This is a genomic window from Nocardioides litoris, assembly GCF_006346315.1.
Lineage (GTDB): Bacteria > Actinomycetota > Actinomycetes > Propionibacteriales > Nocardioidaceae > Nocardioides > Nocardioides litoris.
The window spans coordinates 329,129-342,219 of sequence record NZ_VDMR01000008.1 but is presented as its reverse complement, the minus strand read 5'-3'; the positions used below and the strand labels follow the sequence as shown (position 1 = coordinate 342,219).

Genomic DNA, 13,091 nt, shown 5'->3' with positions numbered 1-13,091 from the left:
CCGCCGACGTCACTGCCGCAGCAGGTCTCGCACCACGGGCCGGAAGAACCGCTGCAGGGTGGCGGCCAGCGCGGCGCCGAGGTGGATGTCGTCGTACCACGTCGGGACGCCGCGCACGGTGGCCCGGCACGTGCGCCGGTCGCAGTAGGCCGGGGAGGGGTCGACCAGGCGCGGGCGGCCGGGCAGCGGGGCGAGCAGGTGGCGGCGCACCCAGCGTCGGTTGGCGGCCTCGTCGCGCAGCGCGGCCGCGCGGGGCAGGTCGCAGCGGTAGGGCTCGCGACCGACCGCGCACGGGGGCGGCGCGAGGGGGACGGTGGCGGCCGGGGCGAGCACGTCGACCGGCACCCCGAGCCGGGCGATGGCGCGGGCCATCGGTGCGCTCCGCTCGACCCCGAGCCGCGCCATCTGCGCCCGGTAGGCCGTCAGGCCGGACGGCTCACCGGTGCGTTCCTCGCGGCGGAGCAGGTCGTGGGCCAGGCGGTAGCCCGACCAGAACCCGCCGAGCAGCAGCCGGGTCCGCGGCCGGTCGCGCACGATCCGGCGCACCGCGGCGAGGGACGCGACGTTGTGCCGGTCGCAGCCGGTGCGCCGGTGGCCCGCGGAGCGTGGGAAGGGCAGGCTGGTCGGGCACCCGCCGTACACCACGACGACGAGGTTGACCCGCTGCCGGCTCGCGACGGCGTGGACGGCGGGGAGGTACATCTGGGCGTGCGAGTCGCCCCACAGGACCAGGGTCGGGCGGCCCGGGAAACGGGTCACCCGGCACGGTCCGTCGGGGACGCCGCGCTCGTCGACGCAGCGGGCGGGCAGCACCGGGAAGTCCTCACCGGGCGCGAGCGCGGGCGCCGCGGCCGCGGGGTGCGGGGCGGCGACCACGGGGGACACCGTCGCGAGCAGCAGGGCCGCGAGCACCGCCGCGAGCACCGCTGCGAGCAGGCCCCGGAGCGTCGGCACCGCGGGTCAGCGCCGACGGCGCGCGTCGCGCACGGAGGCGGCGAAGTAGGACGCGAGGTTGCGGGTGCGGGTGGCACTGAGGTGGAGGTCGTCGAACCAGGTGGCGACCGAGCCGACCCGGCCGCGGCAGGTGGAGGCGGTGCAGTAGCCCGGGGTGGTGTCGATGACGCGGGAGCGCGCGTGCCGCTGGATCTTGACCTGCTGCTCGCGCAGGTAGCGGGCGGTGCGCCGCTCCTCCGGGATCGCCCGCCAGCGCGGCAGGTCGCAGGCGTACGGCGTCTCGCCCGCCGCGCAGGCCGGGCGCGCGTCCGGCACGGTCGCGGCCTGGCCGATGATGTCGACGTCGACGCGCATCTGGGCGAGGCGGTCGAACAACGCGGGCGTGCCCTGGTGGGCCAGGCGCACCATGTCCTTGGTGAAGCCGTCGTACCCCGACGGCATGCCGGCTGCGCCCTCGAGGAAGAGCCGGCGGTAGGCCCGGCGGAACCCGGACCAGTTGGACCCGATGACGACGCGCAGCGGGCGGCCGGCGCGCTGCATCGAGGCGACGTAGCGCAGGGCCTTGTAGTTGCTGCGCCGGCACGCGGCGCCGGGCCCGCGGTAGCGGCCGTCGGTCACGAGGACGGGCGGGCAGCTGCCGGCGACGAACGAGACGAGGTTGACGCCGCGACCGCGCACCGCGCGGACGAGCGCGGGGATGTACATGTAGGCGTGCGAGTCGCCCCAGAGCAGCACCGTGGGGCGGCCGGGCCGGTGGGCCACCAGCGGGCACGGGAACGGCTCGATCCCCGATCGCGCCGGGCCGAAGCACCCCTTCGGCATCACCGGGGCGTCGACGCCGGGGACGTCCCCGCGCAGCGCCGGACCCGGCCGCACGTCGGCGGCCGCCGTCGGGGCACCGGGGCCGGTGAGCAGCCCGAGCGCGACCACGAGGGCGAGCGCGAGCGCCACCAGGCGGGGAGGGAGCGTGGCCATGGTGGTCATATCGTGGCACAGCCCCGACGCCCGCGCGGGCGAGTTCGGAGGTCCCGGTGCCGCAGCGTGAGGTCGTCACGGCCGAGCACCGCGAGGCGTTCGTGGTGCGCACCGACGGCCACCCGCAGTCGCACGTCGACCTGGCCGATCCGACCCGGCTCGTCTTCGACTACGTCCGGCGGACCGGGGACGTGGTCGACGCCCTCGACCCACCCGGGGCGCCGCTGCGGGCCCTGCACGTCGGCGGGGCCGGGCTGACGCTCCCGCGGTACGTCGCCGCGACCCGTCCGGGGTCGACGCAGGTCGTCCTCGAGCCCGACGAGGAGCTGACGACGCTGGTCCGCGACCGGTTGCCGCTGCCGCGGCGCAGCGGCATCCGCGTGCGGCCCGTCGACGGTGCGTCGGGCATCAGGGCGGTCCGCGACGCCTGGGCCCGGCTCGTGGTCGTCGACGCCTACGACGCGGGCGTGGTGCCCGAGGACCTGCTCTCGCCCGGCTTCGCCGCGCAGGTGGCCAGGGTCCTCGACCCCGCCGGCGTCGCGGTGCTCAACCTGGCCGACCGGGCGCCGTTCCGCCGGACGCGCGACGCGGTCGCCCGGTGGCGGGCGACGGGCCTGCGGGTCGTGGTGAGTGCCGAGCCCGCGACCCTGCGCGGGCGCCGGGAGGGCAACCTGCTGGTCGTGGCGGGCACGCGGCCGCCGGAGGAGGCGCTGCGCCGCAGCGCGGCGACCTCGGCGGCGCCGTACCGGGTGCTGGGGGAGCGGGAGGTCAGCGACACCCTCGGCGGGGGCCGCTGACCCCCTTCGCCCTGGGGAGGTCGGGGTCGTCGGTCGAAAGGACCGGCCGAGGTCTCAGCTGCGGACGCCGTTGATGCGGAAGAGGAGCCAGATCGAGGCGTCGGCGACGCGCTGCACCGCGGACTCGGCGTGGGCCGCGACCGTCGAGCGGCCGGGGGACGTGCTGGCGGGGACGGTGGGGTGGTGCATCGCGGCCTCCTCGGCGGTCTCGACCCGGCCCGATCCGGGTGTCGCGGCCTGGTCGCCGCGGTCCTGGAAGGGTGCCTCCTCCCCGGTCGTCGAAACATCACCCGACCGGGCACGGGACCGTGGCCCGGGAGGCTCGGTAGGCTGGCCGCTCGCGGTCGACCACGCCCGCCCCTCCCCGAGACCCGCGAGGACCAGCCCCGCCCCATGGACGGCTCTCACAGTACGAGCTCCCCGCACCGCCCGGCCGCCGACGACGGCCCTCCCGGACCTGACGGGCCGCAGCGCCACGAAGCGGGGTCCCGGTGACCGCCTGGCTGCTGCTCCTGCTCGCCCTCGTGCTCGTGGCGACGTGCGGCGTCTTCGTGGCCGCCGAGTTCTCCTTCGTCACCGTCGACCGCGGGCAGGTCGAGCGGGCCGCCGAGGAGGGTGACGCTGCGGCCGGCGGTGTGCGCTCGGCGCTGAAGTCGCTCTCGACCCAGCTCTCCGGGGCGCAGGTCGGCATCACGGTCACCAACCTCGGCATCGGCTACCTCGCCGAGCCCGCCATCGCCCAGCTCGTGCGCGACCCGCTCGGTGCCGTCGGGGTGCCCGACGGCGCCGTCGGCCCGGTGGCCCTGGCCCTGGGTTTCGCGGTCAGCACCGTGCTGACGATGCTCTTCGGCGAGCTCGTGCCCAAGAACCTCGCCATCGCGCTGCCCATGGCCACCGCTCGCGCCACCCAGGTGCCCATGCGCGTCTTCACCGCGGTCATGCGTGGCCCGATCCGCGTGCTCAACGGCTCGGCCAACGCCATCGTCCGGCGGCTCGGCATCGAGCCCCAGGAGGAGCTGCGCTCGGCCCGCAGCTCGACCGAGCTGGCCTCCCTCATCCAGCGCTCGGCCGACGAGGGCACCCTCGACGCCGACACCGCCGAGCTGATGGAGCGGTCGGTGGAGTTCGGCACCCGCACCGCCGGCGAGATCATGACGCCACGGGTCCGCGCCCACGGGCTGGAGGTCGGTGACCGCGCGGCCGAGGTCATCGAGCTCACCCGGCGCACCGGCCACTCGCGGTTCCCCGTGATCGACGACGAGGAGACCGTCGTCGGCACCGTGCACGTCAAGCACGCCGTCGCGCTGCCGACCCACGAGCGGGCGACGACCCGCGTGAAGCACCTGATGACCCGCCCCGTCGTCGTCCCCGACTCGATGCGTCTCGACCCGTTGATGGCGCTGCTGCGCGCCGACGGCTTCCAGATGGCCGTCGTGCTCGACGAGTACGGCGGGTACGCCGGCCTCGTGACCCTCGAGGACGTCATCGAGGAGATCGTCGGTGACATCGCCGACGAGCACGACCGGCTCGGCGCGCGCGCCCGCCAGCGTCGAGACGGCACGTGGTCGCTCTCGGGGCTGCTGCGGCCCGACGAGGTCGAGGACCTCACCGGGGTCGAGCTGCCCGAGAGCGAGGACTACGACACCGTCGCCGGCCTGGTGCTGCAGGTCCTGGGCCGCATCCCCTCGCCCGGGGACATCGCCGAGGTCGAGGTGCCCGACCGCGCCGACCCCGAGGCCCCCCGCCGCCGGCTCGCGGTCCTCACCGTCGACCACATGGACGGCCTCCGGGTCGACCGGATCTCGCTGCGCGTCCACGGGCCCGATCTCGACCACGGGGGAGCGCCCGACGCGCCCGGCACCGACCGACGGGAGGCGCGCGCGTGAGCGACTGGACCGCCCTCGCCATCGCGGTGGCCCTGCTGGCCTTCAACGCCTTCTTCGTCGGCGCGGAGTTCGCGCTGATCTCCGCCCGACGCAGCCAGATCGAGCCCCGGGCCCAGTCCGGGTCGCGGATGGCCCGCACGACCCTGCACGCCATGGAGCGGGTCTCGGAGATGATGGCGGCCGCCCAGCTGGGCATCACCATCTGCTCGGTCGGCCTCGGTGCGGTCGGCGAGCCCGCCGTGGCCCACCTCATCGAGCCCCTCTTCGAGCGGCTCGGGGTGCCCGAGGCGTTCGTCCACCCCATCGCGTTCGTGATCGCCCTGACCGTGGTGGTCTTCCTGCACGTGGTGCTGGGGGAGATGGTGCCCAAGAACATCGCGCTCGCCGGGCCCGAGCGCTCCGCGCTGGTCCTCGGCCCGGCCCTGGTGGCCGTGGCGACCCCCCTGCGGCCGGTCATCAAGGCGCTCAACGCGATCGCCAACGCGACCCTGCGCCTGCTGCGCGTCGAGCCCAAGGACGAGGTCAGCTCGACGTTCACGCGCGAGGAGGTCGCGGCGCTGGTCGAGGAGTCGCGCGGCGAGGGCCTCATCGAGGCGGGGGAGTACGACCGGCTCGCCGGGGCGCTCGGGTTCACCGAGAAGACCGTCGAACGGGTCTGCCTGCCCACCGCCTCGCTCACCACCGTCCGGCGCGGCTCGTCGCCCGCGGACGTGGAGGCCCTGTGCGCGGCGACCGGCTACAGCCGCTTCCCGGTGGCCGGCTCCGACGGCGACCTCGCGGGCTACCTCCACATCAAGGACGTCCTCGAGACCGACGAGGCCCGCCGGTCCCGGCCGGTCGACGACAAGTGGGTCCGGCCGTTCGCCACGGTCGGCTGCTCGACGCCGCTGCACGAGGCGCTCGAGGTGCTGCAGCGCCGGGGCGCCCACATGGCACGGGTCGTCAGCGCCGAGGGCAGCACGCTCGGCGTGGCCACCCTCGAGGACGTCATCGAGGAGCTGGTCGGCGAGATCCGCGACGCCGCCCACCTCGAGGACGCCTGAGGCTGCAGGACGCCTGCGGCTCCAGGACCGGAGGGCGTGCCGGGGCGCGCGGCGGTGCGAGCCGGCGGCCGGCGCCCCACTAGGGTGACCGCGTGCCAGAGGGAGCGGTCGGTCCGGTCGCGGGCGACCAGCGTCCCCGCCCGCTGGTCTGGACGATCCCCAACGCGCTGAGCGCGGCCCGGCTGCTCGGCGTACCGCTGTTCCTGTGGCTGGTGCTCGGGCCGGAGGAGGACCTGTGGGCCCTCGCGGTGCTCGTGGTCTCCGGCATCACCGACTACCTCGACGGCTGGCTGGCCCGCCGCCTCGACCAGCAGTCGCTGGTCGGGCAGGTCCTCGACCCCGTGGCCGACCGGCTCTACATCCTGGCCGTCGTCGTGGGGCTCGCCCTGCGCGACGTCATCCCGTGGTGGCTGGCCGTCTCGCTCCCGCTGCGCGACCTGTTGATGTGGGGCCTGGTGCCGCTGCTGCGCACCCGCGGCTACAGCGCGCTGCCGGTGCACTTCCTGGGCAAGGCCGCCACGTTCAACCTCCTGTACGCCTTCCCGCTGCTGCTCCTCGGCGACGGGGACGGCACCTTCGCGACCCTCGCCGACGTCTTCGGGTGGGCCTTCGCCTTCTGGGGTGTCGGGCTGTACTGGTGGGCGGGGGTGCTCTACGCCTGGCAGGTCCGCAAGCTCCTGGCCACCACCGAGCCGCGGCCCCGCGGCGAGCGGCAGCGCGGGCCCGCCCCCGATGGCTGACCGTCCGCCCGGGCCACCGGGGGTGCCCACCGACCCGGCCGACCGGGTGCGGGTGCCGCTGCTGACCCTCATCACCCAGCAGTCCCTCGACGAGGACTACCAGCACGCCGCCGAGCGGCGCGCGGCCGCGGGCCGGAGCGGGCCGCCCGTGCAGTCACGGCGCTCGCTGGCCGTCGTCGTGGTCGTGGTGGCCGTCTTCGGGGTGCTCGCCTCGACCGCGTTCGCCCAGACCAGCCGCAACGCCGACGTCGCCTCGGCCAGCCGGGCCACGCTCATCGACCGCATCCAGGGCGCGACCGACCGCCGGGCCCGGCAGGAGGAGCGCGTCACCGGCCTCGACCAGCAGGTCACGGCCCTCACCGAGGACGTCACCGACCTCGTCGACGACCAGCAGGTGGAGACGCTCGACCTGCGCGAGCTGCAGGCCACCGCGGGCTTCGTGGCCGTCCGCGGCGACGGTGTCCGGGTGACGGTGCGGCAGCGGGCCGACGCCGACGACAACCAGCAGGTCAAGGACCGCGACCTGCGGCTGCTGGTCAACGGCCTGTTCGCCGCCGGCGCCGAGGCCGTGGCGGTCAACGGCCAGCGGATGTCGGTGACCTCGGCCATCCGGACCAGCGGCGAGGCGATCGAGGTCAACTTCATCGGCATCGCCCCGCCGTACGTCGTCGAGGCGATCGGCGACCAGCGGACCCTCGAGGCACGGTTCGCCCAGACCGCGACCGGGCAGCAGTTCGCCAGCACGGCCCAGTTCTTCGACTTCACCTACGACGTGCAGAATGTCGACGACCTCCGGCTGCCCGCGGCCCCGGCGGCCCGCGCCCTGCTGCGCCAGGCCCGCCAGGCCCCGACGGGACCCGACCCGGAGGAGAGGGAGAAGGGAGGGGGCACCCCGTGATGCACCGGTGATCGCCGCCCTCGGGCTGCTCGTCGGCATCGTGCTCGGGCTGGTGTTCCGCCCCGACGTGCCGCTCGCGGTCGAGCCCTACCTGCCGATCGCGGTCGTGGCCGCGCTCGACGCCGTCTTCGGGGGCCTGCGCGCCTACCTCGACGGCATCTTCGACGACAAGGTCTTCGTCGTCTCCTTCGCCAGCAACGTGGTGATCGCCGCCGGCATCGTCTACCTCGGCGACCGCCTCGGCGTCGGCGGCCAGCTCTCCACCGGCGTCATCGTCGTCCTCGGCATCCGGATCTTCTCCAACGTCGCGGCCATCCGCCGGCACCTGTTCCATGCCTGACCCCGAGCGGCCCGAGCGGCCCGAGCGGCCCGAGCGGCCCGAGCGACCCACCGGTCGGTCGCGGCTCGTGCGGGCCTTCGTGCGGCCCTCGCGCACCCAGGCCGTGGTCGGGGTGCTGCTGGCGCTGGTCGGGTTCGCCGGCGTCACCCAGATCCGCGAGACCGACGATGCGGCGTACGCCGGCCTGCGCGAGCAGGACCTCATCGACGTGCTCGACGGGCTGGCCGGCACCTCGCGGCGCACCCAGGACGAGATCGACCGGCTCGCCCAGGCCCGCGAGGACCTGCAGTCCGAGACCACCCGCCGCGGGGCTGCGCTCGAGCGCACCCGCGAGGAGGTCGCCGCCCTCAACGTGCTGGCCGGCCTGGTGCCGGTGACCGGGCCCGGCGTCCGCGTCACCATCAAGGAGGTCGACGGCGAGGTCACGGTCTCCTCCCTGCTCGACGTCGTGCAGGAGCTGCGCGCCAGCAGTGCCGAGGCCATCCAGTTCAACGGCCGGGTGCGGCTCGTCGCGTCCAGCTCGATCGAGGCCGCCCCGGGGGGCGTCCTCGTCGACGGCGAGCTGGTCGAGCCGCCGTACGTCATCGACGCCATCGGCCGTCCCACCTCGATGGCCGCGGCGATGGTCTTCCCGCTCGGGCCGCGCCGCGAGGTCGCCCGCAACGGCGGCGAGCTGACGGTCGAGGAGGTCGAGTCGCTCGACATCGACTCGGTGCGCCGGCGTACCGACCCCGACCTCGCGCAGCCCGACTGAGACCGGCCCACCGGGGTGCCGCAGCCCCGGCCCGGGACGCTAGTTTGGGCGCGCCGACCCGGCCCGACGACGGGCCCGACGATCAAGGAGTCCCGTGTACCCCGAGGACCTGAAGTACACCGCCGAGCACGAGTGGGTGCGCAGCCCTGGTGAGCACGAGGGGTCGGTGCGCATCGGCATCACCGACTACGCCCAGGACGCGCTGGGCGACATCGTCTACGTCTCCCTGCCCGAGATCGGCGACACCGTCGAGGCCGGGAGCACCTGCGGCGAGCTCGAGTCCACCAAGTCCGTCAGCGACGTCTACGCGCCGGTCACCGGCGAGGTCGTCGCCCGCAACGAGGCGCTCGACGCGACCCCCGAGCTGGTCAACAACGACCCGTACGGCGGGGGCTGGCTCTTCGAGGTCGTGCCCGCCACGGCCGGCGACGTCGACGGGCTGATGACCTCCGAGGCCTACGTCGCCACGCTCGACGGCTGAGCCTGCGGCACGGCCGGGGGCTCGGCCCGGGCCGGGCCGCGACGTACCCCCGCGGGTGCCACGGCCCGGCTGGTAGGTTCGTCGAACCGTGACCCTCTACGACCAGGTGAGGGTTGGTCAGGTCGACCGGGAGGGACCACGCAATGCCGTTCTGCACCAGCTGTGGCAGGCAGAATCCCGATGACGCCCGCTTCTGCGCCCAGTGCGGCACGCGGCTGCTCTCCCTCGAGCCGCAGGCGCCCGCGCAGGGCGGCGAGCCGGTGGGGGAGTCGACCGCGACCATCCAGATCGGGGTCGGGGTCGACAAGGTCGAGACCTCCGACCGGGCGCTCAACCCGGTCGACGCGGCCGCCGTCGACGCGCTGCCCGTGGGCCATGCGCTCCTGGTGGTGCAGAAGGGCCCCGGCGCGGGCAGCCGCTTCCTGCTCGACGCCGACGAGGTGCACGCCGGCCGGCACCCCGACAGCGAGATCTTCCTCGACGACGTCACCGTGTCCCGCCAGCACGCGGTGTTCGTCCGCGACGGCGACACCTTCACGGTCAGCGACGCGGGCAGCCTCAACGGCACCTACGTCAACCGCGACCGCATCGAGAAGGTGCACCTCAAGGACAGCGACGAGGTCCAGATCGGCAAGTACCGCCTGGTGTTCTTCGCCGGGCACGAGGCTCCCTGAGGCCTGGGTCGTGCCGAGCACGGCCCCCGGCGGCCGTCCCGCCGAACGGCCCGCCGAGGGGGCCGAGGCTCCCGCCACGATGACGATCGGGCAGGTCCTCGACCAGCTGCGCCCCGACTTCCCGGCGATCTCCATCCCCAAGATCCGGTTCTGGGAGGAGGAGGGCCTGATCCGGCCCGAGCGCACCCCGGCGGGCTACCGCAAGTTCCGCCCCTCCGACGTCGACCGGCTGCGCTACGCCCTGACCATGCAACGCGACCACTACCTGCCGCTCAAGGTGATCGCCGAGCACCTCGACGCCCTCGACCGCGGCCTCGAGCCGCCGCCCGTCGACCCCGTGGTCCCGACGGTGCCCACGGTCGCGCTGGCCGGCGACGGCACGCCGTCGGCGGAGTCCTTCGCCCGGCGCGACCAGCTGCGCCTCTCGCGTCGTGAGCTGCTCAAGATCGCCGAGGTCGACGAGGCGCTGCTGGCCGAGCTCGAGCAGTTCGGGCTGATCACGCCGCGCCCGGGCACCGGCCACTACGACACCGACGCGCTCGTCATCGCCACCACGGCGCGCGAGCTGGCGGCGTACGGGCTCGAGCCGCGGCACCTGCGCGGCTTCCGGGCCGCCGCCGACCGCGAGGTCGGGCTCGTCGAGCAGGTCGTGGCGCCCGTACGACGCGGCCGCGACGCCGGCGCCGCGGCCCGGGCCGACGAGGTGGCCACCCAGGTCGCCGCGCTCTCGGTCCGGCTGCACGCCACGTTGGTCAAGGCCGGGCTCAAGCGGTCCTGACCCACCGCTGACCTGTCGCTGACCCGCTGGCTCGGGTGGAGCGGGGTCGACCGGGGCGGGTCTAGGGTGGACGCATGCGCGAGGTGGACGTCATGGGTGTGCGGGTCGAGATGCCGTCGAACCAGCCGATCGTGCTCTTGCGCGAGGTCTCCGGCGAGCGGTACCTGCCGATCTGGATCGGCGCCGTCGAGGCGACCGCGATCGCCTTCGCCCAGCAGGGCGTCGTCCCCCCGCGCCCGCTGACCCACGACCTGTTCAAGGACGTCATCGAGGCCACCGGCAACGCGCTGAGCGAGGTGCAGATCACCGACGTCAAGGACGGGGTGTTCTTCGCCAACCTGGTCTTCGGCTCGGGCGTCGAGGTGAGCGCCCGCCCGTCGGACTCCATCGCCCTCGCCCTGCGCACGGGCACCCGCATCGTGTGCTCCGAGGACGTCCTCGACGAGGCCGGCCTCGCCGTCCCCGCCGAGCAGGAGGACGAGGTCGAGAAGTTCCGCGAGTTCCTCGACCACGTCACGCCCGAGGACTTCGAAGCAGAGCACTGATCTCGCCGGCCGGCCCGGGGATGCAACTCACCGTCCGGTCGACTCACCCGCCCGCATTCGGGCGGGGAAGAGGTGCCAGCGGTGAGGGAGTGCCCGCCGGGCCGGGGCTGTCCGGGCGGCAGCGCGCCGTCGCGCCCCGTGGCTGTCCACAGGCTGCGTCCGCAGGCGAGCGCGCCGCCGTACGACAGGGCACGCTGCAGCGCCATGACCTCTCGTCCGGTCCGCACCACGCCCCGCGTGCTCGCCCGCATGTCGGCGCAGCACGGCCTCATCACCCGGGCTGACGCCCTCGACCTCGGCCTGAGCCCGACCATCATCACCGCGCTCCTGCGCGACTCGGAGTGGGTCGTCGCCCACCGCGGGGTGTACGGCGACGGTGAGGTCTGGCGGGCCGCCGAGCCGTACCGGGAGCGTCCACTGCTCCGGGCGCGGGCCGCGGTCATGGCGATGCGGAGGGCGTGGGTGCTCAGCCACGACTCGGCGGCGCACCTGCTCGGGCTGGCGGTGCTGGCCGACGAGGACGCACACGCCCACATCACGCGGCCGGGGTTCACCAACGCGTGGACCAAGGGCCGGGTCAAGCACCACCTCGCCCGCTACCGCGACGGCCAGGTGGTCGACGTGGACGGCACGCCCGCGCTCGACGCGGCCCGGACGGTGTGCGACGTGGCGCGCGAGCACGGGTTCCGCGCCGGCCTGGTCACCGCCGACAGCGCGCTGCGCCTCGGCGTACGTCGCGGCGACCTGTGGGAGGCGGTGGACTCGATGCGCAGCTGGCCCTACGTCACCACGGTGCGCAACGTCATCGAGGCCGCGGACGGCCGTGCGGAGACGCCGATCGAGTCCCTCGCCCGCGAGCTGCTGCTCGAGATGGGCCTCGCGGTCGACCCGCAGTTCCCCGTGGTGCTGGCCGACGGACGCGTGGCGTGGGCCGACCTGCGGGTGGGGTGCCACGTGTTCGAGACGCACGGGCTGGTCAAGGTGCTGACGCCCGAGCAGGGTGGCGTGGCCGACCGCGAGGCGCGTGCCGTGCTCTTCGACGAGCGCAAGCGGGAGCGGCTGCTGACGGGGGAGGGCCTGGGCGTCACCAACCTCTACTGGTCCGACTTCTTCTCCGGCCGGGCGGCTGCCCGGGCCCGCATCCGGGCCGACCTGCGGGAGTCGGAGCGGCGGTTCGGTCTCGAGCTGCCCGAGCACCTCGCGCGCAACGCCCGGGAGCTCCGTGGACGCGACGGGCGGCCGTCGGCCGGCTGAGCCAGCCCGGGGGAGCGGGCGGCCCGGTCGGGGCCACTCCCTCACCGTCGTACGTTCTTCCCCGCCCGAATGCGGGCGGGGAAGACCACCGGACGGTGAGTTGCATGCGTGCCGGCCGGGCCGTCCAGACCGTCAGGGTCGAGTGGAGGGTGAGGGTTGCGACACGCCGGGAGGTTCTTTGACCGGGTCGGGCGGACGTCGTACCGTCGAGTGTCTTCGTTGTAACTCCACGCGTGTCGCCCCCGACACCTTCCCCGGAGCTGCAGGGCCGCCGGCCGCGAAGCAAGAGACCCGGAGGACCGCAGTGTTCGAGCAGAAGCCGCAGGACGGCGCCGACGGCCGCGAGGCCGAGGCCGCCGAGGCCGCGGAGGAGCAGGGGCTGCTCTTCACCGACGACGTCTCCCCGCTGCCCAGCGACCGGGGCTACCGCGGCCCGACCGCGTGCAACGCCGCCGGCATCACCTACCGCCAGCTCGACTACTGGGCCCGCACCGGGCTCATCGAGCCCGAGGTGCGCGGCGCGAAGGGGTCGGGGTCGCAGCGGCTGTACTCCTTCCGCGACATCCTCATCCTCAAGGTCATCAAGCGGCTGCTCGACGCCGGCATCTCCCTGCAGCAGATCCGGGTCGCGGTCAACCACCTGCGCGAGCGCGGCACCGACGACCTGACCACCGTGACCCTGATGAGCGACGGCGCCTCGGTCTACGAGTGCACCTCCAACGACGAGGTCATCGACCTGCTCCAGGGCGGCCAGGGCGTGTTCGGCATCGCCATCGGCGGTGTGTGGCGCGAGCTCGAGGGCACCCTCACCGAGCTGCCCAGCGAGAAGGCCACCGAGACCGCCGCCCCGGCCGCGCCCAGCGCGGGCGACGAGCTCGCCGCCCGGCGCCAGGCGCGCCAGACCGGCTGACACCCCGCCCGAGTCCTCACGGTCCAGACGGCCCGTCGCAGCCTGCGGCGGGCCGTCGTCGT

Annotated in this window: 16 protein-coding genes; 13 read left to right on the top strand and 3 right to left on the bottom strand. The window is 74.7% G+C overall.

The features are described 5' to 3' along the window. Positions 1 to 9: 9 nt before the first annotated feature. Both FJQ57_RS19520 and FJQ57_RS19515 read right to left on the bottom strand, forming a co-directional pair. Positions 10 to 954, bottom strand: coding sequence for an SGNH hydrolase domain-containing protein (locus FJQ57_RS19520; RefSeq protein ID WP_139983530.1), 945 nt, complete (start codon positions 952 to 954; stop codon positions 10 to 12). Positions 955 to 960: 6 nt separating this feature from the next. Continuing rightward, on the bottom strand, positions 961 to 1,929 hold the full coding sequence (locus FJQ57_RS19515; protein ID WP_139983528.1) for an SGNH hydrolase domain-containing protein: 969 nt from the start codon (positions 1,927 to 1,929) through the stop codon (positions 961 to 963). Between the two features lie 56 nt (positions 1,930 to 1,985). Between FJQ57_RS19515 and FJQ57_RS19510 the strand changes: the two genes are divergently transcribed. Beyond that, on the top strand, positions 1,986 to 2,726 hold the full coding sequence (locus tag FJQ57_RS19510; protein WP_139983526.1) for a spermidine synthase: 741 nt from the start codon (positions 1,986 to 1,988) through the stop codon (positions 2,724 to 2,726). 54 nt (positions 2,727 to 2,780) lie between these two features. On the opposite strand, the gene FJQ57_RS23690 is transcribed toward FJQ57_RS19510, so the two are convergent. After that, a complete protein-coding gene (locus FJQ57_RS23690; RefSeq protein WP_281284297.1) occupies positions 2,781 to 2,915 on the bottom strand; it encodes a hypothetical protein in 135 nt (44 codons plus the stop codon). Positions 2,916 to 3,217: 302 nt separating this feature from the next. On the opposite strand from FJQ57_RS23690, the gene FJQ57_RS19505 reads away from it, so the two are divergent. The 12 genes from FJQ57_RS19505 (at position 3,218) to FJQ57_RS19450 (ending at position 13,029) form a co-directional block, all read left to right on the top strand. Further along, positions 3,218 to 4,612, top strand: a complete 1,395-nt coding sequence (locus tag FJQ57_RS19505) for a hemolysin family protein (protein ID WP_139983524.1) — start codon at positions 3,218 to 3,220, stop codon at positions 4,610 to 4,612. Continuing rightward, positions 4,609 to 5,655, top strand: a complete 1,047-nt coding sequence (locus tag FJQ57_RS19500; RefSeq protein WP_139983522.1) for a hemolysin family protein — start codon at positions 4,609 to 4,611, stop codon at positions 5,653 to 5,655. The genes FJQ57_RS19505 and FJQ57_RS19500 overlap by 4 nt, the downstream gene beginning before the upstream one ends. Before the next feature lie 92 nt (positions 5,656 to 5,747). After that, entirely contained in the window at positions 5,748 to 6,395 is a 648-nt protein-coding gene (clsA, locus tag FJQ57_RS19495) for a cardiolipin synthase ClsA (RefSeq protein WP_211349148.1), read from the top strand. Between the two features lie 22 nt (positions 6,396 to 6,417). Further along, on the top strand, positions 6,418 to 7,293 hold the full coding sequence (locus tag FJQ57_RS19490) for a DUF881 domain-containing protein (RefSeq protein WP_139983520.1): 876 nt from the start codon (positions 6,418 to 6,420) through the stop codon (positions 7,291 to 7,293). Positions 7,294 to 7,300: 7 nt separating this feature from the next. Continuing rightward, a complete protein-coding gene (locus FJQ57_RS19485) occupies positions 7,301 to 7,633 on the top strand; it encodes a small basic family protein (protein ID WP_139983518.1) in 333 nt (110 codons plus the stop codon). Further along, a complete protein-coding gene (locus FJQ57_RS19480; RefSeq protein ID WP_139983516.1) occupies positions 7,626 to 8,387 on the top strand; it encodes a DUF881 domain-containing protein in 762 nt (253 codons plus the stop codon). Before FJQ57_RS19485 ends, FJQ57_RS19480 begins: the two co-directional genes overlap by 8 nt. Before the next feature lie 94 nt (positions 8,388 to 8,481). After that, positions 8,482 to 8,868, top strand: coding sequence for a glycine cleavage system protein GcvH (gcvH, locus tag FJQ57_RS19475; RefSeq protein WP_139983514.1), 387 nt, complete (start codon positions 8,482 to 8,484; stop codon positions 8,866 to 8,868). A 143-nt stretch (positions 8,869 to 9,011) separates the two neighbouring features. Further along, on the top strand, positions 9,012 to 9,542 hold the full coding sequence (locus tag FJQ57_RS19470) for an FHA domain-containing protein (RefSeq protein ID WP_139983512.1): 531 nt from the start codon (positions 9,012 to 9,014) through the stop codon (positions 9,540 to 9,542). A gap of 79 nt (positions 9,543 to 9,621) precedes the next feature. Further along, positions 9,622 to 10,320 (top strand): transcriptional regulator FtsR, encoded by a 699-nt coding sequence (gene ftsR / locus FJQ57_RS19465; protein ID WP_139983510.1) that lies wholly within the window; start codon positions 9,622 to 9,624, stop codon positions 10,318 to 10,320. 74 nt (positions 10,321 to 10,394) lie between these two features. Beyond that, the gene (locus tag FJQ57_RS19460; RefSeq protein ID WP_139983508.1) at positions 10,395 to 10,865 is read left to right on the top strand and encodes a bifunctional nuclease family protein; all 471 of its coding nucleotides are present in this window, start codon (positions 10,395 to 10,397) and stop codon (positions 10,863 to 10,865) included. A gap of 204 nt (positions 10,866 to 11,069) precedes the next feature. After that, positions 11,070 to 12,119 carry a type IV toxin-antitoxin system AbiEi family antitoxin domain-containing protein gene (locus tag FJQ57_RS19455; protein WP_139983506.1) on the top strand — a complete coding sequence of 350 codons (1,050 nt, stop codon included), beginning with the start codon at positions 11,070 to 11,072 and terminating at the stop codon, positions 12,117 to 12,119. A 304-nt stretch (positions 12,120 to 12,423) separates the two neighbouring features. After that, positions 12,424 to 13,029, top strand: a complete 606-nt coding sequence (locus FJQ57_RS19450; RefSeq protein WP_139983504.1) for a MerR family transcriptional regulator — start codon at positions 12,424 to 12,426, stop codon at positions 13,027 to 13,029. Positions 13,030 to 13,091: the final 62 nt, after the last annotated feature.